The 20,851-nt window shown below is 70.0% G+C and carries 16 protein-coding genes; 11 read left to right on the plus strand and 5 right to left on the minus strand.

Going from position 1 to position 20,851, the window contains the following annotated elements; genetic code table 11:
• Positions 1-75: 75 nt before the first annotated feature.
• Positions 76-1,812, minus strand: coding sequence for a sensor histidine kinase (locus tag G472_RS37600; protein ID WP_051341254.1), 1,737 nt, complete (start codon positions 1,810-1,812; stop codon positions 76-78).
• Positions 1,813-2,253: 441 nt separating this feature from the next.
• On the opposite strand from G472_RS37600, the gene G472_RS0124935 reads away from it, so the two are divergent.
• Positions 2,254-5,280, plus strand: coding sequence for a transglycosylase domain-containing protein (locus G472_RS0124935; RefSeq protein WP_029010549.1), 3,027 nt, complete (start codon positions 2,254-2,256; stop codon positions 5,278-5,280).
• 3 nt (positions 5,281-5,283) lie between these two features.
• Here the strand turns inward: G472_RS0124935 and G472_RS0124940 are convergent, their stop codons facing one another.
• Positions 5,284-5,691 carry a hypothetical protein gene (locus G472_RS0124940; protein WP_029010550.1) on the minus strand — a complete coding sequence of 136 codons (408 nt, stop codon included), beginning with the start codon at positions 5,689-5,691 and terminating at the stop codon, positions 5,284-5,286.
• A gap of 338 nt (positions 5,692-6,029) precedes the next feature.
• Here G472_RS0124940 and G472_RS0124945 point away from each other — a divergent pair, with 338 nt between their 5' ends.
• From G472_RS0124945 to G472_RS0124990, 10 genes are all read left to right on the plus strand, one after another.
• Positions 6,030-6,755: an alpha/beta fold hydrolase gene (locus G472_RS0124945; protein WP_211100254.1), complete on the plus strand. Its 726-nt coding sequence runs from the start codon at positions 6,030-6,032 to the stop codon at positions 6,753-6,755.
• Positions 6,749-7,603: a branched-chain amino acid ABC transporter permease gene (locus G472_RS0124950; protein WP_029010552.1), complete on the plus strand. Its 855-nt coding sequence runs from the start codon at positions 6,749-6,751 to the stop codon at positions 7,601-7,603. Before G472_RS0124945 ends, G472_RS0124950 begins: the two co-directional genes overlap by 7 nt.
• A gap of 23 nt (positions 7,604-7,626) precedes the next feature.
• Positions 7,627-8,643, plus strand: a complete 1,017-nt coding sequence (locus G472_RS35520) for a branched-chain amino acid ABC transporter permease (RefSeq protein ID WP_084536901.1) — start codon at positions 7,627-7,629, stop codon at positions 8,641-8,643.
• A 3-nt stretch (positions 8,644-8,646) separates the two neighbouring features.
• Positions 8,647-9,399, plus strand: a complete 753-nt coding sequence (locus tag G472_RS0124960; protein WP_029010553.1) for an ABC transporter ATP-binding protein — start codon at positions 8,647-8,649, stop codon at positions 9,397-9,399.
• Complete coding sequence (locus tag G472_RS0124965; RefSeq protein ID WP_029010554.1) at positions 9,392-10,135, plus strand: ABC transporter ATP-binding protein; 744 nt, start codon at positions 9,392-9,394, stop codon at positions 10,133-10,135. Before G472_RS0124960 ends, G472_RS0124965 begins: the two co-directional genes overlap by 8 nt.
• A 14-nt stretch (positions 10,136-10,149) precedes the next feature.
• Positions 10,150-11,337: an ABC transporter substrate-binding protein gene (locus G472_RS0124970; protein WP_029010555.1), complete on the plus strand. Its 1,188-nt coding sequence runs from the start codon at positions 10,150-10,152 to the stop codon at positions 11,335-11,337.
• Positions 11,338-11,533: 196 nt separating this feature from the next.
• Positions 11,534-12,604, plus strand: a complete 1,071-nt coding sequence (locus G472_RS0124975) for an aromatic ring-hydroxylating dioxygenase subunit alpha (RefSeq protein ID WP_035693702.1) — start codon at positions 11,534-11,536, stop codon at positions 12,602-12,604.
• Positions 12,605-12,614: 10 nt separating this feature from the next.
• Complete coding sequence (locus G472_RS0124980) at positions 12,615-13,376, plus strand: GntR family transcriptional regulator (RefSeq protein ID WP_029010557.1); 762 nt, start codon at positions 12,615-12,617, stop codon at positions 13,374-13,376.
• 17 nt (positions 13,377-13,393) lie between these two features.
• On the plus strand, positions 13,394-14,362 hold the full coding sequence (locus tag G472_RS0124985) for a PDR/VanB family oxidoreductase (protein WP_029010558.1): 969 nt from the start codon (positions 13,394-13,396) through the stop codon (positions 14,360-14,362).
• Positions 14,363-14,399: 37 nt separating this feature from the next.
• Positions 14,400-15,584, plus strand: coding sequence for an ABC transporter substrate-binding protein (locus G472_RS0124990; RefSeq protein WP_029010559.1), 1,185 nt, complete (start codon positions 14,400-14,402; stop codon positions 15,582-15,584).
• A 20-nt stretch (positions 15,585-15,604) separates the two neighbouring features.
• Here G472_RS0124990 and G472_RS0124995 read toward each other — a convergent pair whose 3' ends face one another.
• The 3 genes from G472_RS0124995 to purH all read right to left on the minus strand — a co-directional run bounded on the left by G472_RS0124995 (position 15,605) and on the right by purH (position 20,822).
• Positions 15,605-18,097 (minus strand): S8 family peptidase, encoded by a 2,493-nt coding sequence (locus G472_RS0124995; protein WP_029010560.1) that lies wholly within the window; start codon positions 18,095-18,097, stop codon positions 15,605-15,607.
• Positions 18,098-18,108: 11 nt separating this feature from the next.
• Positions 18,109-19,110 (minus strand): AAA family ATPase, encoded by a 1,002-nt coding sequence (locus G472_RS0125000; RefSeq protein WP_029010561.1) that lies wholly within the window; start codon positions 19,108-19,110, stop codon positions 18,109-18,111.
• 125 nt (positions 19,111-19,235) lie between these two features.
• On the minus strand, positions 19,236-20,822 hold the full coding sequence (gene purH / locus G472_RS0125005) for a bifunctional phosphoribosylaminoimidazolecarboxamide formyltransferase/IMP cyclohydrolase (protein WP_029010562.1): 1,587 nt from the start codon (positions 20,820-20,822) through the stop codon (positions 19,236-19,238).
• Positions 20,823-20,851 lie beyond the last annotated feature (29 nt).

The following is a 20,851-nucleotide window of genomic DNA, read 5'->3' on the forward strand; positions in this document are numbered from 1 at the left end:
TTCGGTGTCGGCCTTGGTGGTAACGGTCGGGTTTCACCGCCGGAAACCAATGGAACCAATCGTTTTGCGGCCGCATCATCCCCCGGCGGCGCAGGCGCCCGACGTGTACAGGGTGCGTTCGGGCGGCAGGGTGACGGTGATGCGGGTGCCGACGCCGGGCTGGCTTTCGATGTCCAGCCGGCCGCCATGGGCTTCGATCAGGCGTTTGGCCAGCGGCAGGCCGAGACCGGTGCCCTGGTGCAGGCGCCAGCGGGCGCTGTCGATCTGGCCGAACGGTTCCAGCGCTTTGGGAATGTCGTCCGCCGCGATGCCGATGCCGGAATCCTCCACCTCCACCCGCACGGCGCCGCGCTCGTCGCAGCCGGCCCGCACCACCACCCGGCCGCCGGCCGGTGTGAACTTCACGGCGTTGGCCACCAGATTCATCAGGATCTGGCGCAGCCGCACATCGTCGGCGCGCACGCAGGGCAGATCGCCGGGCAGATCCGAGCGCAGCGTGACCTCGGCCTGGCGGGCGGCCGGCAGCAGGATGCGCAGGCAGGACACCACGGCCGCCCCCACGTCCACCGTGGCCTCGCGCAGTTCGATCCGGTCGGCCTCCGCCCGGGCCATGTCCAGCACGTCGTTGATCACCCGCAGGAGATGGCGGCCCGCATCGTTCACATCCGACGCGAAGTCGCGGTAGCGGCTGTCCAGCGGCGCCAGCTCGGCATCGCGGATCATCTGCGAGAAGCCGATGATGGAGTTGAGGGGCGTGCGCAGCTCATGGCTCATGGTGGCCAGGAAGTCGGACTTGGCACGGCTGGCGCGCACCGCGTCGTCGCGCGCCGCCTCGGCGGTGGCCATCATGGTTTCCAGACGGTCCATCATCCGGTTGAACTCGGTCGCCAGAAGCGCCAGTTCACCGCCGCCGCCCGCCGCCACCCGGCGCGACAGGTCGGCCGACGAGGACACGGACAGCACGCTCCCGGTCAGGCGGCCGATGGGGCGCAGCACGAGGTGGCGGAGCAGGATCCACATCAGGATGATGTCGGCCGCCCCGACCGCGATCAGCGACAGCACGCCGAACCAGGCCGCGCGCTCCCCCAGCGCGGAAATGCGGCGCTCCAGCGTCGCTTCGGCGATCAGGGCCGGCTTTCCGTGCAGGTCGGGAATGACCTGCGTCGCCACGATGGACGTCTCGCCGATCCGCAGGCCGTCCGCAGCCGAAGCGTCGGCCGGACGGACGTCCACGCCGGGGCCCAGGCGGTCGCGCAACGCCTCGACCCGGTCCGGGCCCGGGGACCGGGCGAAGATCAGGGTGCCCCGCGCCGGTCCCCCGCCCTCCGACGTAAGGATCGGGCGGGCGCTGAACAGCATGGGTCCGGCGTCGGTCACGACCACACCTTCGGTGCCGGCCGGGATGCCCGGCCCGCCGGTGTGGTCGAGGCGCGGCATGGGCCGCTCCTCCATGGTTTCGGGGTCGATGGCCCGTCCCCAGACCGGGCGCCCTTCGGTGTCCAGGAAATAGACCGCGTCGATGTCCAGATTGCTCAGGGTCAGCGGGTTGAGATCGTTGGCGTAGGATTCGCTGAACTCGACGATGAACCGGTAGGTTTCGTCCCAACGCGCATAATCATTGGTTGTGCGGGTCAGCGCAACGACATCTCCGCGCAGCGCGTCGGCAACGCGCCGCGCGGCCCGCTCTGCCTCATCCAACTCCAGGTGGCGGTAGCCGGGCAGCACCGTTTCGCGCAGGACGACGATGTTCACCGCCACCATCACGGTGATCAGCGCCGCCATCGCCAGCAGAACGCGTTTTTGCAGAGACACGGCCGTCACTCCCCCGCTTGGCCGCCCGATGGCCCCGATCAAACAATCATGGCAACAAATACTTAACAAGTGCTCTCCGGAGTCGAAAACCGGCCGCTGCCGCAGAAGCAAGGCATCCCGGCGGTCTCGGCATGACCGGAGTCGGGAAAGAGCAACGAATAAGTATTTATCTATAAAGTCGCGTAAACTTGACAAAATATCGGCGCTTCATCCTGAAAGCGCCGTCCGCCATCACAACCATGGGACGACACCGTTGCCGGCACGCAACGCCTCCCCCTTATTGTTGATTAGCGCCTTTTCGCGGCGGCTTTTCCGACGAAAGTGGTGTCCGGTTATACACCTCATTAACCATTAGAGACGTAGCGTTCCCTGAGCCTGCCCCGTGAACACCAGAAGTTTCGGTGGGCATTTTAACTATATTGGAATGGGGACGGACTCGCCATGGCAGGGTCGATGTGGCGGCGCGCGGTGATCGGCGTCAGCGTCGTGGCCGGATTGGCGGGCCTGGGTTACGCCGCCATGGAGGAGGTGCGCACGTCCAGATTGCAGGCGCGCCTGCTCTCCCTGTACGCCGGCAGTCTCACCTATTCCCTGAACGAAGGAGCCAACCCGGAGGCGCGGTTCCCGACGCAGGGGCCCCACAACGAGCGCCAGGGCTACATCGGCCTGCCGTCCTACCTGAAGGCGCTGACCGACGACATCTACACGGTGGAGATGCAGGCGGTGGCGTCGCCGGGCCTCAACCGCTTCATGGAGGTGACCGGCTCCGCCGTCTATCGGGAAAAGACGCGCACCGGCCTCACCCTGCTGGATCGCAACGGCTCCACGCTGTTCTCCGCCCGCTACCCCGAACGGGTGTTCAACCGGTTCGAGGACGTGCCGCCCCTGGTGGTCGACACGCTGCTGTTCATCGAGAACCGGGAACTGCTGGACACCGCGCAGCCCCGGCGCAATCCGGCGGTGGAGTGGGACCGGTTCGCCGGGGCGCTGGTGACCCTGCCCATGAAGTACGTCCACCCCGGCACCCGCGTGGCCGGCGGTTCGACGCTGGCCACCCAGATCGAGAAGTACCGCCATTCCCCGGACGGCCGCACCGACGGCCCGACGGAGAAGCTGCGCCAGATGGCGGCGGCGAGCGTGCGCGCCTATCTGGACGGCGAGGACACCACGCGCGCCCGGCAGGAGATCGTCGTCGACTACCTGAACTCCACGCCGCTCACCGCCCGCCCCGGCTTCGGGGAGGTCAACGGCCTGGGCGACGGGCTATGGGCGTGGTTCGGCACCGATCTGCCGGTGGCCGTGCGCCTGCTGTCGGAGCCGGCGGCGGACGAGCCGGCCCTGCGCGCCAGGGCCGCCGCCTACAAGCAGGTTCTGGCGCTGATCCTGGCGCAGCGCCGTCCGTCCCATTACCTGATCGCCGACCGGGACGCCCTGGAGCGTCTGGCCGACAGCCATTTGCGGCTGATGGCCGAGGTGGGGGTGATCGACCCGGCCCTGCGCGACGCGGCGCTGGCGTCGCGGCTGACCTTCCGGCGGGAGCCGCCGCAGCCGCAGATCGCCTCGTTCGTGGAGCAAAAGGCGCCCAACGCCATCCGCGCCCGGCTGCTGTCCATGCTGGGCATCTCCAGTCTCTACCAGCTCGACCGCACCGACCTGACGGTGGAGGCGACGCTGGACGGGCCGACCCAGCAGCGGGTGGTCGAGGCGCTGGGCCGCCTCGGCGACCCGGACTACGCCCGGGCCATGGGGCTGACCGGCGAGCGGCTGCTCGACACCCGCGGTAACGACCTGTCCAAGGTGATCTACAGCTTCACCCTCTACGAACGCGGCACCGACGCCAACTATCTGCGCATCCAGGCCGACAACCTGGACCAGCCGCTCGACATCAACGAGGGCGCCAAGCTCGACCTGGGCTCAACCGCCAAGCTGCGCACGCTGGTGTCCTACCTGGAGATCATCGCCGAACTGCACACCCGCTACGCCCATCTGCCCGGGGACTTCCTGGTGGACATGGAGGAGGAGGCGTCCGACAACCTGACCCGCTGGACGGCCGCGTGGCTGCGCACGGCGCGGGACCGCAGCCTGCCCGCCCTGCTCGACGCGGCGATGGAGCGGCGCTACTCCGCCAGCCCGGCGGAGGCGTTCTTCACCGGCGGCGGGCAGCACCGCTTCGTCAACTTCGACGGCAAGCACAACGGCAGCGTCCTCACCGTCACCGAGTCGATGCGCCATTCCGTCAACCTGCCGTTCATCCGCATGATGCGCGACATCGTGCAGTTCCACATGGCCGAGGGCGGCGAGGACACCTCCGACATCCTGCACAACCCAGACCATCCCGCCCGCCAGGCCTATCTGGCCCGCTTCGCCGACAAGGAAGGGTCGGAGTTCCTGAACCGCTTCTACACCCTGTACCGCAAGCGGTCGCCGGACGAGATGCTGACCCTGCTGGCCAGCCGGTCGCGCCCGGCCCCCTACCGGCTGGCGGTGGTGTTCCGCACGGTGCGCCCCGACGCGGGCATCGAGGCGTTCGCCGCCTTCCTGCGCACCCGGCTGCCCGACGCCCGGCTCGACGACCGCGAGGTGGAGAAGCTGTTCACCAAGTACGCCCCCGGCAAGTTCCCGCTGAACGACCTGGGCTACCTGGCCCGCGTCCATCCGCTGGAGCTGTGGCTGGTGGCCCACCTGCACACCAACCCCGACGCCACCCGCGCCGCCGTGCTGGAGGCCAGCGCCGCGGAGCGGCAGGAAAGCTACCGCTGGCTGTTCAGGAAGGGCATGCAGGCCCAGAACACCCGCATCCGCATCGGCCTGGAGGAGGAGGCGTTCCAGCGCATCACCGCCTCGTGGCGGCGCCTCGGCTATCCGTTCGAGCGGCTGGTGCCGTCGCTGGCCACCGCGATCGGCAGCTCCGCCGACCGACCGGCGGCGCTGGCGGAACTGATGGGGATCATCCTCAACGACGGCATCCGCCAGCCCATCGTGCGGGTGCGCAAGCTGCACTTCGCCGCCGGCACGCCCTATGAGGCGGTGGTCGGCCTGGGCCCCCTGGCCGGCCAGCGGGTGATGAAGGCCGAGGTCAGCCACACCCTGCGCAAGGCGCTGATGGATGTGGCCATGAACGGCACCGCCAAGCGCGTGTGGGGGGCGTTCCGGGACGGCTCCGGCCAGCCCATCCCCATCGGCGGCAAGACCGGCACCGGCGACCACCGCCTGGACCGCTACGGCCCCGGCGGCCAGTTGATCGAGTCCCGCGCCGTCAACCGCACCGCCACCTTCGCCTTCTACATCGGCGACCGCTTCTTCGGGACGATGACCGCCTTCGTCTCCGGCCCCGAAGCCAACGACTACCGCTTCACCAGCGCCCTGCCGGCCCAGCTCCTCAAGAGCCTCGCCCCGGCCCTGGAGCCGCTGATCGACCCGGCCGCCGCCGCCACGGCGGACGCCGCCAGGGTGCAGACCGGGCTGTAGCCGCTACGTCCCTCCGGGCATGTCGCGCAGGAGGCGCGCCCTGGCCGTGGCGGCGCCGCGCTCGGCATCCCGGCGCCGGATCAGCCCGGCGACCAGCCCCGCCAGCCCGCTGCGCGGCTCGGCCCGCGACTCGGCCGGGGACGGCCGCCCGGCGACGCGCCGCCCGCGGCGGGTGGCCTCGGCGATCCGCCCGGCCAGCCGGGCGCGGCTGTCGCCGCCCAGCGCCCCATAGGCGAGCCCCGCCCGCCGCAGGTCCTCCGGCGCCTCGGTGGCGCGGGCGATGCGCAGGGCGGTGCGCAGCAGGTCGAGGTCCCACGCCATCTCGCCGGCCGGCACGGCCTCCACCGCGTCCAGCAGCACGTCCAGCGCGATCCCCGCACCATCGTCGGCTCCGTCGCCCCGCTCCCGCATGCCGTCCCCTCCCCGTTCCCCGGACCGATTGACCTATCGGACCGGCCATCCCCGGGTCAACGCCCGCGGGCCATCGGAGGTTGCATCGCCGGACGGCGTGACCGGGCGAACACGGCGGCGGGCGGCCGGGGATCGAGCCCGCCCGACGCATTGTATCCATGACGCCGGTCAAGCCGATCGGATTCCGAATAGCGGCGGGCGGCGATTGGATAGCATCTGTCCGCTAAACGAATTATATTGTTTGACAACAAACAAAATCCTTACTCGGGATGGGGTTGAGCGATGATGGTCGCGCCATTGTATCCAACGGCGCCCGCGGCATGCGATCCGGGCGGGCCATGAGCGGCCGGCCCGTGGTGGTCCTGCTGCCGGGGCTGCTCTGCGACGCCGGCGTGTGGGCGCACCAGGCCCGGGCGCTGGAGCGGGACGCCGGGGTGGTGATCCCCGGCTTCTACGGCTTCGATTCCATCGCCGCCATGGCGCGCTCCGTGCTGGACGCCGTGCCCGGCCGCTTCGCGCTGGCCGGGCACTCCATGGGCGGCCGGGTGGCGCTGGAGGTCGTCCGGCAGGCGCCGGAGCGGGTGGAGCGCCTGGCGCTGCTCGACACCGGCGTGCATCCCCGCAAGCCGGGCGAGGAGACGAGCCGGCAGGCGCTGATCGACCTGGCGCGGAGCGCGGGTATGGCGGCGCTGGCGGCGCGCTGGCTGCCGCCGATGGTGCACCCTGACCGCGTCGCCGACCGCGCGCTGATGGAACCGCTGACCGCCATGGTGTGCCGCGCCACGCCGGCGATCTTCGAGGGGCAGCAGCGCGCCCTGCTGGACCGGCCGGACGCGTCCGGCCAGCTCGCCGCCATCCGCTGCCCGACCGCCGTGATCGTCGGCCGGCAGGACGGCTGGAGCCCGGTGGCCCAGCACGAGCCGATCGCCGCCGCCATCCCCGGCGCCACCCTGACCGTGATCGAGGAGTGCGGCCACATGGCCACGGTCGAACGACCCGAGGCGGTGACGGAGGCCCTGCTGGCCTGGCTGCGCCGGGAACCGGAGGGGAGCCGCGCATGCTGACCCTGCTGTTCGACGGCATCGCCTACGGCATGGTGCTGTTCATCCTGTCGGCCGGTCTGTCGGTGACGCTGGGGCTGATGAACTTCATCAACCTCGCGCACGGCGCCTTCGCCATGGCCGGCGGCTATGTGACCGTGGTGGCGATGAACCGCTACGGCGTGCCGTTCCTCGCCGCCCTGCCGCTGGCCTTCCTCATCACCGCCGCGGTCGGGCTGCTGCTGGAGCGCACGCTCTACGTCCGCTTCTACGGACGCAGCCACCTCGACCAGGTGCTGTTCTCCATCGGCCTGGTCTTCATGGCCATCGCCGCGGTGGACTATGCCATGGGCTCGTCGCAGCAGCTCATCACGCTGCCGGCGTGGCTGCAGGGCCGGGTCGACGTGTTCGGCGTCGCGGTCGGGCTCTACCGCTCCTTCATCATCGCCGTGTGCGGCGTGGTCGTGGTCGTGCTCCAGCTCATCCTGACGCGCACCCGCTTCGGCAGCCGGCTGCGCGCCGCGGTGGACGACCAGCGGGTGGCGCGGGGGCTGGGCATCAACGTCAACCTGATCTTCGCGGCCACCTTCGCCGCCGGGTCGGGGCTGGCCGGCCTGGGCGGGGCGCTGGGCACCGAGATCCTCGGCCTGGACCCCACCTTCCCGCTGAAGTTCATGATCTACTTCCTGATCGTCGTCACGGTCGGCGGCACCGCCACCATCACCGGGCCGTTCCTGGCGGCCCTGCTTCTGGGCATCGCCGACGTCGCCGGCAAGTACTACGTGCCGGAGTTCGGTGCCTTCGTGATCTACACCCTGATGATCGTCGTCCTGGTGCTGCGCCCCCACGGGCTGTTCGCCCGGGCCCGATGAGCGCAAGACGGAGCGTCCCTGCCATGACGATCCCCCATCCCCCGGCAACCCGCGTGACCGCCGCGCTCGCCCGCCGCGGCCGCTGGCGCCTGCCGGAGGTCGCCTTCTGGGCGCTGGCCCTGGCCGCCCTGTTCCTGCTGCCCGGCCGCTACCTCATTCTCAACGAGATCGCCATCCTCGCGCTGTTCGCCCTGTCGCTGGACCTGCTGCTGGGCTATTCCGGCATCGTGTCGCTGGGGCACGCCGCCTTCTTCGGGCTGGGCGCCTACACCGCCGGCCTGCTCGCCCGGCACGGCGTGGCGGAACCGGTGGTCGGCCTGTTCGCCGCCGCCGGCGCGGCGGCGCTGGTGGGCTTCGCCACCAGCTTCCTGGTGCTGCGCGGCAGCGACCTGACGCGCATCATGGTGACCATCGGCGTGGCCCTGGTGCTGGGGGAGATCGCCAACCGCATGGCCTGGCTGACCGGCGGCGCCGACGGTCTGCAAGGGATCGTGATGGGCCCGGTGCTGGGCACCTTCGAGTTCGACCTGTGGGGGCAGACCGCCTACGGCTACAGCCTGGCCGTCCTGTTCGTGCTGTTCCTGCTGGCGCGGCGCATCGTCCATTCCCCCTTCGGGCTGTCGCTGTGCGCGATCCGCGACAACCCGCTGCGGGCGGCGGCCGTGGGCATTCCCGTGGGCGGGCGTCTGGTCGCCGTGTACACGCTGGCCGCCGCCTACGCCGGGGTCGCCGGGGCGCTGCTGGCGCAGACCACGCAGTTCGTGTCGCTGGACGTGCTGGAGTTCCACCGTTCCGCCGACGTGCTGCTGGTCCTCATCATCGGCGGTACCGGCTATCTCTACGGCGGCATCATCGGCGCCGTGCTGTTCCGCCTGGTGCAGGACGAATTGGCCAACCTGACGCCGCAGTACTGGTACTTCTGGGTCGGGCTGATCCTGGTCGTCCTGGTGCTGGTCGGGCGCGAACGGGTCGTGGCGACGCTGGCCGCGCCCTTCGCCGGCCTGCTCCGGCGCTTCGGCCGCCCCGTGCGGGAGGCGTGAGCGATGGCGCCCGCACTCCGGACCATCGGCCTGCACAAGAACTTCGGCGGCCTCGTCGCCACCGCCGACGTCTCGCTGACGCTGGAGCCGGGGGCGCGCCACGCGCTGATCGGCCCCAACGGGGCGGGCAAGACCACCTTCGTCAACCTGCTGACCGGGGTGCTGACCCCGTCGGCCGGCCGCATCCTGCTGGAGGGGGCCGACATCACCGGGGAGAGCGCGCACCGGCGGGTGCGCCGCGGCCTGGCGCGCACCTTCCAGATCAACCAGCTCTTCCGCGATCTGACGCCGCTGGAGACGATCGGACTGGCCGTGTCGGAGCGGCAGGGGACGGGGCGCGACTGGTGGCGGCGGGTGGGCACCAAGGGCGCCGTCATCGGTGAGATCGTCGCCATCGCCGAGCGGTTCGGCCTCGGCGACGCGCTGGAGGAGCGGACGGCGACGCTGCCCTACGGCAAGCAGCGCCTGCTGGAGATCGCCATCGCCTTCGCCTGCCGGCCCCGCGTCCTGCTGCTGGACGAGCCGGCGGCCGGCGTGCCGGAGGCGGAGCGGCACGAGATCCTGGCCGCCGTCGCCGCCCTGCCGCGCGACGTCGCGGTGCTGCTGATCGAGCACGACATGGACCTGGTGTTCAGCTTCGCCGACCGCATCTCGGTGCTGGTCAACGGGGCGCTGTTCCGCGACGGCACGGTGGAGGAGATCGCCCGCGATCCCGCGGTGCGGGCCGTCTATCTGGGGGAGGAGGCCGATGCCTGACGTGCTGACCCTGGAGGGCGTGACCGCCGGCTACGCCGAGGCCGTCGTCCTCTCCGGCGCCTCGCTGGCGCTGCGCGAGGGGGAGGCGCTGGCGGTGCTGGGGCGCAACGGCGTCGGCAAGACGACGCTGCTCAACACCGTCGTCGGCGTGACCCGCCTGTTCGCCGGCCGCATCACGCTGGGCGGGCGCGACGTCACGCGCCTGGCCCCGGAGAAGCGCGCCGCCGCCGGGATCGGCTGGGTGCCGCAGGAGCGCAACATCTTCAAGTCCCTGACGGTGGAGGAGAACCTGACCGCCGTCGCCCGTCCCGGGCGGTGGGACGTCCGGCGCGTCTACGCCCTGTTCCCGCGCCTGCAGGAGCGGCGGGGCAACCTCGGCAACCAGCTCTCCGGCGGGGAGCAGCAGATGCTGGCCATCGCCCGGGCGCTGGTGCTGAACCCGAAGGTCCTGCTGCTGGACGAACCGACGGAGGGCCTGGCGCCGATCATCGTGGAGGAGCTGCTGCGGGTGCTCGCCCGCCTGTTCCGCGAGGAGGGCATGGCCGGCATCGTCGTGGAGCAGCACGCGCACAAGGTGCTGGGCATGACCGACCGCGCGCTGATCCTCGACCGCGGCGCCATCGTCCATGCCGCGGACAGCGCCGCCCTGAAGGACGACGCCGCGACGCTGGAGCTGCACCTCGGCGTCGCCCGCAAATCCGAACCGCGGCCCCTCCGGGCCGGCAACCGGACATGATTGGGAGGAAAGGCATGGTCGATCGGCGCAGTGTCGTTGTGGGCGCAGCCGCCGTCCTGGCGGGCATGGCGATGGCGGGGCCGTTGCCGGCCGCGGCGGCCGACCCCGTCAGGGTCGGGCTGATCCTGCCCCTGTCGGGCCCCTTCGCCTCGACCGGCCGGCAGATCGAGACGGCGGTGCGCCTCTACATGGAGCAGCACGGGTCGCAGGTGGCCGGCCGGCCGGTGGAGCTGGTGGTGCGCGACGACACCGGCACCGCCGACCTCACCAAGCGGCTGGCGCAGGAGCTGGTGGTGCGCGACCGGGTCGCCGTGCTGGCCGGCTTCGGCCTGACGCCGCTGGCGCTGGCCGCCGCCCCCATCGCCACGCAGGGGCAGGTGCCGCAGATCGTCATGTCCGCCGCCACCTCCATCATCACCGAGCAGTCGCCGTTCATCGTGCGCACCAGCTTCACCGCTGCGCAGGCCACCGTGCCGCTGGCGGACTGGGCGGCCGGGAACGGCATCCGCTCCGTGGTGACGCTGGTCACCGACTACGCCCCCGGCATCGACACGGAGGCGGCGTTCAAGAGCCGCTTCACCGCCGCCGGCGGCACCGTCGCGGGCGAGCTGCGCGTGCCCCTGCGCAACCCGGACTTCGCCCCCTTCCTGCAAAAGGCGGCCGACCTGAAGCCGGACGCCCTGTTCGTTTTCGTCCCCTCCGGTGTCGGCGCCCAGTTCATGAAGCAGTTCGCCGAGCGTGGCCTGGCCCAAGCGGGCATGACCGTGCTGGCCGAGGGCAGCGTGACCGACGACGACCTGCTGAACGGCATGGGCGACGTGGCGCTGGGGGTGGTGTCGTCCCACCACTATTCCGCCGCCCACGACTCCCCCGGGAACAAGGCTTTCGTCGACGCCTTCCGCAAGGCCGGCGGCGGCGCGCGGCCCAACTTCATGGCGGTCGGCGGCTACGACGGCATGCACCTCCTCTACGAGGCGCTGAAGAAGACCGGCGGCGCCTCCGACGGTCCGGCCCTGGTGGAGGCCATGAAGGGGATGAGCTGGACCAGCCCGCGCGGCCCCGTCTCCATCGATCCCGAGACCCGCGACATTGTCCAGAACATCTACATCCGCAGGGTCGAGCGGGTGAACGGCGAACTCCACAACGTCGAGTTCGCCACGATCCCCGCCGTCAAAGACCCGGTCAAGGCCGCGAAGCCATAAGCCGCCCCCGCGCGGCGGGAGAGGGTTGGGCGGGGGCCCGAGACGCTCATTGTATCCAAAATGAAGCTCCCTTCCCCCACCCTCGCCCCCTTTCGGTCATTCCTGTCGATCATTGTATCCAATAACCGTTCGTGCTAGTTTGTTCGCAACCCGGATTGCATCCGCTGGAGACAGTCAGAGGGCAAGGAGACGAGCCATGGTGCAGACCCCCACCTATCCGCTGAACGCCTGGTATCCCGCGGCCTGGGGCCACGAGGTGGGGCGTGCGCTGACGGCGCGCACCATCTGCGACACCGACATGGTGCTCTACCGCCGGACCGACGGCGCGGTGGCGGCGCTGGAGGATGCGTGCTGGCACCGGCTGCTGCCGCTGTCCATGGGGCGCCTGGAGGGCGATCAGGTGGTGTGCGGCTACCACGGGCTGGTGTTCGACGCCGGCGGACGCTGCACCCACATGCCGGCGCAGGAGACCATCAACCCCTCCGCCTGCGTGCGCGCCTATCCGGCGGTGGAGAAGCACCGGCTGATCTGGGTCTGGCCGGGCGACCCGGCGAAGGCCGATCCGGCCCGGGTGCCCGACTTCCACTGGAACGACAACGACGAATGGGTGGGCGAGGGCGGCACCTTCTACAGCCTGAAGTGCGACTACCGCCTGGTAGCCGACAACCTGATGGACCTGACGCACGAGACCTACGTGCACGCCGGATCGATCGGCGACGAGGCGATCACCCGCGTGCCGTTCGAGGTCACCCACACCGACCGCACCGTCACCGTGACCCGCTGGATGGAGGGCATCCACCCGCCGCCCTTCTGGGCGCGCATGCTGGGCCGGCCCGGCACCGTCGACCGCTGGCAGATCATCCGCTTCGAGGCGCCGTGCGTCATCGCCGGCGACGTGGGCGTGGCGATGGCCGGCACCGGGGCGCGGCGGGGCGACCGCAGCCGGGGCGTCAACGGCCATTTCCTGGCGGCGCTGGCGCCGGAGACGGCCACCACCTGCCATTACTTCTGGAACTTCGTGCGCAACTTCCGCAAGGACGACGCGGAGCTGACGCGGGCGCTCAACCTGGGCCACGTCAACGACGGCAAGGGCGTCTACGACCAGGACTACGTGGTGCTGGAGGCGCAGCAGCGCGCCATCGACCGCCGCGCCCGCCAGCCCTTCTACGACCTGAACATCGACGCCGGTGCCCTGTGGGCGCGCCGTCTGATCGAGCGGATGATCGCGGCGGAACACGGCGGTTCGCCGCGCCTGGCGGCGGAGTGACGGCAGACCCATGACGGCACGTAGTTCGGACGACAAGCCGCGCAACGCGCAGACGGTCAAGGCGCTGCTCAAGCTGCGGGAGCTGATCCTCAGCGGTGAGCTGAAGCCCGGCGAGCGGGTGCCGGAGCTGGGCATCGTCGAGCGCCTGGGCGTCTCGCGCACGCCCATCCGCCTGGCGCTGGTGCGGCTGGAGGAGGAGGGCCTGGTGGACTGCCTGTCGACGGGCGGCTTCACCGTGTGCCGCTTCGACGAGCAGGACATCGCCGACGCCATCGAGGTGCGCGGCACCCTGGAGGGCATGGCCGCCCGCCGCGCCGCCGAGCGCCGGCCGGACCGGGCGGAACTGGCCGACATCCGCGACTGCGTCGGCAGCCTCGACGCGCTGGTGCGCCGGAACAACCCGACCCTCGACGACTTCTCCGACTACATCCGCCTGAACGAGCGCTTCCACACCCTGCTGGTGGAGCTGGCGGCCAGCCCGGTGCTGAAGCGGTCCATCGACCGCATCCAGCAGCTTCCCTTCGCCTCGCCCAACGCCTTCGTCTTCGTGCAGTCCGAACTGGCCCGGTCGCGCGAGATCCTGGTCATCGCCCAGGAGCACCACCGCGCCATCCTGGAGGCGATCGAGGCCGGCGAGGGCGCGCGGGCGGAGAGCCTCGCCCGCGAGCATTCCCGCATCGCCCGGCGCAACCTGCAGATCGCCCTGCAGAACCAGCAGCAGATGGAGCGGGTCCCCGGCTCCCCGCTGATCCGCATGCGCAAACGCGCCTGAACACCGGAGTCACCGACATGGCCCTCGCGATGGACTGGCAGGACGCGCAGCTCCGCTCCACCACCGACCTCACGCCCGACATCCGCCTGTTCGAGATCGTGCCTATGGGCGGCTTCGTGCCGCCGGCGCCGGGATGCCACATCACCGTCGGCGTGCTGGTCGACGGACGGCCGGACCTGCGCTCCTACTCGGTGGTGGGGCCGTGCACGGACGACGTCTACCGCATCGCCGTCAAGCGCATGGACCCCGGCCGCGGCGGCTCGGCCTATCTGTGGGGGCTGGAGCCGGGGGCGCGGCTGCGCATCGCCGGGCCGCGCAATCTCTTCGAACTCAGCCGCGGGCGGCCCGGCTACCTGCTGGTGGCCGGCGGCATCGGCATCACCCCGATCTACGGCATGGCGCTGGCCCTGGCCGACGCCGGCGCCGATCTGCGCCTGCTCTACGGCGCGCGCACGGCCGCCGACCTCGCCTTCGCCGACACGCTGCGGGAGCGCCTGGGCGATCGGCTGGAGACCGTCGCGGAGGCGGACGGGCGCGTCATCGACCTCGACGGCGCCATCGCCGCCCTGCCCGAGGGGGGCGAGATGTATGTCTGCGGCCCCATCGGGCTGCTCGACGAGGCCCGGCGCCGGTGGACCGCCGCCGGCCGGCCGGCCGGGGGCCTGCGCTTCGAGACCTTCGGCAACACCGGCCGCTACCCGGCGGAGACCTTTACGGTGCGCATCCCGCGCCTGAACCGGGAGATCACCGTGCCGCGCAACCGCACCCTGCTGGAGGCGCTGGAGGAGTCCGGGATCGACATGATCTTCAACTGCCGGCGCGGCGAGTGCGGCCTGTGCGCCGTCACCGTCCTGGAGACGGAGGGGGAGATCGACCACCGCGACGTCTTCTTCAGCGATCGGCAGAAGGCGGAGAACCGGCGGATGTGCACGTGCGTGTCCCGCGCGGTGCGCGGCGGCATCACCATCGACACGGCGGACCGCTAACCGGGCCGCCGGCAACGAGAAGAGGCGAGGAGAAGAGATGCTCAACAGGCGCGCAGCATTGCTGGCCGCGGCGGCGGCCATGACCGCGACGATCGCGTGGGGACCGGGGCCGGCCGCGGCGGCCGACCCGGTGAAGATCGGGCTGATCCTGCCCATGTCGGGGCCGTTCGCCTCGACCGGCCGGCAGATCGAGGCGGCGGCCCGCCTCTACATCCAGCAGCACGGGGCCGAGGTGGCCGGACGGCCGGTGGAGCTGATCGTCCGCGACGACACCGGCACCGCCGACCTGACCAAGCGCCTGGCGCAGGAGCTGGTGGTCAACGACCGGGTGGCGGTGCTGGCCGGCTTCGGCCTGACGCCGCTGGCCCTGTCCGCCGCGCCCATCGCGACGCAGGCCAAGGTGCCGCAGGTGGTGATGGCCGCCGCCACGGCCACCATCACCGAGGCGTCACCCTTCATCGTGCGCACCAGCTTCACCCTGCCGCAGGCGACCGTGCCGATGGCGCAATGGGCGGCCGGGAACGGCATGAAGAAGGTGGTGACGCTGGTCAGCGACTATGGCCCCGGCATCGACGCCGAGAAGGCATTCACCGACGAGTTCACCGCGGCCGGCGGCACGGTGGACAACCTGCGGGTGCCGTTGCGCAATCCCGATTTCTCCCCCTTCCTGCAGCGCGTCGCCGACGCCGGTCCGGACGCGCTGTTCGTGTTCGTGCCGTCGGGTGTGGGCGCCCAGTTCATGAAGCAGTTCACCGAACGCGGTCTCGCCCGGTCGGGCATCCGGCTCATCGGGCCGGGCGACGTCACCGACGACGACCTGCTGAACGACATGGGCGACGTGGCCCTGGACGTGGTGACCTCGCAGCACTATTCCGCCGCCCACGATTCGCCCGGGAACAAGAGCTTCGTCGAGGCGTTCAAGGCGGCCAACCGGGGGATGCGGCCGAACTTCATGGCGGTCGGCGGCTACGACGGCATGCACCTGATCTACGAGGCGCTGAAGACGACCGGCGGCGCGTCCGACGGCCCGGCGCTGGTCGAGGCCATGAAGGGCATGGCGTGGGAGAGCCCGCGCGGCCCGGTGTCCATCGACCCCGAGACCCGCGACATCGTGCAGAACATCTACATCCGCAAGGTCGAGCGGGTGAACGGCGAACTCTACAACGTCGAGTTCGAGACCATCCCCGCCGTCAAAGACCCGGTCAAGGCGGCGAAGAAATAGGACAGCGGCGGGGCCGGTCTTCAGGTCATCACCGTAACCATGGCCGCGATGGCGGTCGCCACCGGTGTGTAGACGTCGACATCGACGTCGCCGGTATCAATGGTCACCACCAGGGAGAAGCGGGCGGTGCCGGACCAGCGATCCAGATGCGCCCGCTCCTTCCACCATCCTCCCACCGGGTGAACGGCAATCACGTTCCGGCGTGCAAGATCCGATGCGGGTCCGGTCCAGATGTCGGAGTGAAGGGAACCAACGTCACGCCGGTGGGATCCCAGGGTCCAGGACGGGCTGTCGGACCCCGATGCGGCACCGCCGGCAGCCTCCTTTTCCGCCACCTTGTTGATCCGGTGGCGGAAGTGATCGACCGTCTCGTCGGGACCGATCATCTTGAATCGCAGGCCGTGGGATGCATACCGCAACTTCCGCCCCCGGGCGGTTTCCGAAGGGTTCGGCTCGATGAAATAGCTCAGCGTCACCCGCATCGTCACCGTCACGGTCTGAAGGCCGCTCAGAACGTCGCGGGGCCAGGGCAGCCGGAACAGCTTCATCTCATTGATAACCGGTCTCCCGCTTTCCTCCGACCATCGGTATGGCTGAAGGTGATCCTGAACGATCAGCGACAGGCAGTTGGATGCGCTCCACATGGCGCGGCCGAGATCGGGAACACCGTAGCCGTAGCGGCGCAGAAGCGTCTCGTAATCCGCCTTTCTCGGCGACTCCGGCGGCAGGTTGGCGAGCATGGCCGGCGTCCACGACGCGGAGCCGACGAGCAGCGCGCGGATCGTCTCCGGCCAAAGATCGGGACGGGCGTCGCTGACCAGAGCAGCCAGCCGAGCCAGGCCGGCGGTCGCCGGGCTGGTTGCGCGGGTCGTCGTGAAGGACGGATTGGGATGGTCCTTGCCGGTGGTCAGGAGCGCCAGGTCCGGCACCGAGTATCCGGCACCGTCGAAGGGATGAACCGCCAGGTTCCCGCCCTCCAGCACCAGTTCCGGTTTGATCGGCCATCCCCCGCCCCAGCATCCCGTCCGGCTCATCGGACAAAGATCACCCTGTCCGGCAAGAGGTCGCCAGCGTGCCAGGGAAGGATCGCTCAACACCTGCTTGTCGGTCATAGCCCCCACCGTGATGGCGTTCCAGGCTTGTCCGGGACTTTCGATCTCAGCCCCGTCGTTCAGCCCGGGGTAGCCGGCCGCGGTGATCCTCTCGTTCCGGACGTTGCCGCCCGAAACGCAGAACAGGCGCCGGTTTCCACCGGGCACTCCGATGCCGGCAGCGAGTTGGTCGATCTCCGAGGACCATGTCGTCGGAAAGCCGTCATGCGACGTGTCTTCGTCGGTTGACGTGGCAAGACAGTAGACACGCCGGCATTCGGCCCCCGATACCTCGGCGAATTCGACCGCGATACGGGTGATGGAACCGAGCTGATCATAGGCATTCTCGCCACGGGGCGGGATCACCTTCACCGATTCGAGCCGGTGTGGCAGATCGATCGGTCCGGCACCATCGAGCACGGGGGTCAGATCGCCATAGAGGGCGATGCCGGCCAGTTCTGTCCCGTGCCCCGAGGAATCGGTCAATCCCCAGGCCGGATCGGCGACGTGGCAGTCATCCGGGTGTATGGACCCGGCCAACAGCGGATGCCCGGTGTTGACGCCGGTATCCAGCAGGCAGACCACGGATCCGTTTCGGGTCCGCGGTGCCGTTCTGAGGCGGTCCACCAATTCGGTCGCGAAAGCGGCCTGATCCCGGGGTGGCAGGCCGTCGAAGAAATCGGCGGTCGTCGACGAACGCTTGAGACGGGCCACGCACAGCGTTCGATGGATGAGCCCGGCCATTTGCTCGGGAGTTGCATGGACGAGGATGACGTCGGTTTCCGGGAAATGCAGCGGCGCGGGTCCGAGCTTGAGCCCGAGCCGTTGTGCCTCGGAGCGCAGACGATCAACGGTGCCGACCCTGAGCCACGTTTCCCAACGGAACGTGGTTCCCGACTGCGGAAACAGTGCCTGGTCGTCCGCCCATAGGTGGCGAAGATCGGCCAGATGAAACGATCGGATTCCGTCCACCAGATCGCTGTTCGCCGGTTTCCCGGTATCCTTGCCCTTGTAACGTGAATTTCTGGTCCGGTAGTCCTCGACGATCCGCGGAAAGCACCCACGCGCGGCCACCGGCATGAACACCGTGGCCTCCTGATGATCCGGGCGATCGAAGGCGCCGAGCAGTTCGATCCCCTCCCTTCGCCGTTCCAGTCTTTTGAGAGCGAGCGGTTCACCGGGACGCCCCCTGACGGAAATGTATACCCCGGTCTCGGCGGCCGGCAGGTCGTCCCGTCGAGCTTGGCGCTCGGCTTCCCTGACGATGACGTCGAGTTGAGCCAGGAGCTCGCGGGCATGGCTTTCCCGGTCGGCAACGGGCGTCGGATGCCGTGATCCGTCGCCGCCACCCTTCGGTCTGAAGGGTTCGGCAACCCCGGCGAACGGAAACAGGAGGTGAGGCAGGTTCTTCGACGGTGGCATGACACCGAAAACTACAGAAAGCGGAGCGCGGACTTCCGATTGTGAAGTGCCGTCACCACCTGTTGTGTATCAGGGGTGGTGTGTCCGTCAAGAACCGCTTCCCGTGCCGCGTCTTCCGCTGCCCGCATGATCTCGGCGGTGCTCAGCCCCTCGCCTGCCTCGCTGACGACTGTCCAGTCCAAACCTTTGAGATCGAAGTTGGCCAGTCGCGCCCTGACCGTATCGGCGATCAACGCCCGGTCGGGCAGGCGGTATTCCAGCAGCAGATGAAATCGCCGGAAGATGGCTTTGTCGAGAAGACCTTGATGATTGGTCGTCGCGACGATCAGGGACTCGCCATGGTCTTCGTCGAGAAACTGGAGGAACGAATTCAGAAGGCGTCTGGCTTCGCCGACGTCGTTCTCGTTTCCCCGTTGGGCCGCCAGAGCGTCGAGTTCATCGAACAGGTAAACACCCCGCGTGTCGGCGATGGCGTCGAAGACCAACCGCAACTTCGCTGCCGATTCCCCCATGAACCTGGTGATGACACCGTGCAGGAGAACGGTGAAGAGGGGGAGCCCCAACTCTCCGGCAAGTGCGGACGCGGTCATCGTTTTTCCCGACCCGGGCGGACCGATCAGCAGCAGCCGGTGACGGGGGTGCAGACCGTGTTCCTGCAATTGCCAGCGGCGCCTGTGCTCCTCGACGACCCGCTTCAACTGGCCGGCGGTACCGGCATCCAGGATCATGTGCGATAATCGGGTCTTCGGGTACGCCGCCGACATCAGGCCGGCCAGTTCGCCTCGCGGCGCCACGATCGGCGTCGGCCGTTTCGTCGGAGGGGTCCGGAGTCCGATCGTCGCCTGCGATTTCGCCAGGGTTTCCTCAGCGAGGTTCCGCAGTTCCCCGGCGAGCTTCTTGTGCCCCTTACGGTCCTCCGACGCCGCAAGCTGGAGGGTGAGCGCGTGGAAACGCTCCTCGTCGCCCCGCGCGTGGCTCCGAATGAGGCCGAGTAGTTGCTGCGCCGTCGCCATGGCCGGTTCCCCTCTCCGGGACGCATTGAATCACGAATGCTGCCTGAAGAGAACCGCCGACGCGGAGTACGCCCGGCAGTCGCCGCGGGCCGGCCGATGCCGGCGCCACCCGCGGCTCCCCGCCCTCAGTGCCGGAAGTGGCGCATCCCCGTGAACACCATCGCCAGGCCCTTTTCGTCGGCGGCGGCGATGACCTCGTTGTCGCGGATCGAGCCGCCGGGCTGGATCACCGCGGTGACACCGGCCTCGGCCGCCGCGAGCAGGCCGTCGGCGAAGGGGAAGAAGGCATCCGACGCGACGACCGAACCGCGGGTCAGCGGCTCCGCCAGGCCGGCCGCCGCCGCGGCCTCGCCGGACTTGATGGCGGCGATGCGGGCGCTGTCCACCCGGCTCATCTGGCCGGCGCCGATGCCCACCGTGGCGCCGTCCTTCGCGTAGACGATGGCGTTGGACTTCACGTGCTTGGCCACGCGGAAGGCGAACAGCAGGTCGCTCAGCTCCCGCTCGCTCGGCGCCCGCCGGGTCACCACCTTCAGGTCGGCGGCGGCGATGCGGCCGGCGTCGCGGTTCTGCAGCAGGAAGCCGCCGGACAGTTGCTTCAGCATCATGCCCGGCGCGGCCGGATCGGGCATGTCGCGGGTCAGCAGCACGCGCAGGTTCTTCTTGGCGGCGAGCACGGCGCGCGCCGCGTCGTCGGCGTCCGGCGCGATCACCACCTCGGCGAACAGCTTGGCCACCTCGGCCGCGGTGTCCGCGTCGAGCGGGCGGTTCAGCGCGATGATGCCGCCGAAGGCGCTGACGGGATCGCACATCAGGGCGCGGCGGTACGCCTCCACCATGCTGTCGCCCTCGGCCACGCCGCAGGGGTTGGCGTGCTTGATGATGGCGACGGCCGGGCGCTCGAACTCGGCCACCAGCTCGAACGCGGCGTCCGTATCGTTCAGGTTGTTGTAGGACAGCTCCTTGCCCTGAAGCTGGATGGCCGTGGCCACCCCCGGCCGGGAGGTATCGCTGACGTAGAAGGCCGCCTGCTGGTGCGGGTTCTCGCCGTAGCGCAGGGTTTGCGCCAGGGTGCCCGACACGGTGTGGCGCGGCGGGAAGGTCTCGCCCAGCGCCCCGGCCAGCCAGGTGGAGATGGCCGCGTCGTAGGCGGCGGTGCGGGCGTAGGCGCGCTGTGCCAGCGTGCGGCGCAGGGCCAGCGAGGTGCCGCCGTCGGTGCGCTCCAGCTCGCCCAGCACCGCTTCGTAATCGGCGGGGTCGGTGACGACGGCGACGAAGTCGTGGTTCTTGGCAGCGGCGCGGATCATCGCCGGGCCGCCGATGTCGATGTTCTCCACGCAATCCTCGTAGGAGGCGCCCTTGGCCACCGTCGCCTCGAACGGGTAGAGGTTCACCACCACCAAGTCGATGCCCGGGATGTCGTGGGCGGCCATCGCCTCGGCGTGGTCGTCGCGGCGCGCCAGGATGCCGCCGTGGATGCGCGGGTGCAGCGTCTTGACGCGGCCGTCCATGATCTCGGGGAAGCCGGTGTGGGCCGACACCTCCTTCACCGGCACGCCGGCCTCGGCCAGGCGCTGCGCCGAACCGCCGGTCGACAGGATCTCCACCCCGCGCGCCGCCAGCGCCCGGCCCAGCGACACCAGGCCGGTCTTGTCGGAAACGGAAACGAGGGCGCGGGTGATGCGGACGACGTCGGGGGCGGCGGTGCTCATGGGGACGGGCTTCCTGGCTCGGGCGGGTC

The organism is Azospirillum halopraeferens DSM 3675 (genome assembly GCF_000429625.1).
GTDB classification, from domain to species: Bacteria; Pseudomonadota; Alphaproteobacteria; order Azospirillales; family Azospirillaceae; genus Azospirillum; species Azospirillum halopraeferens.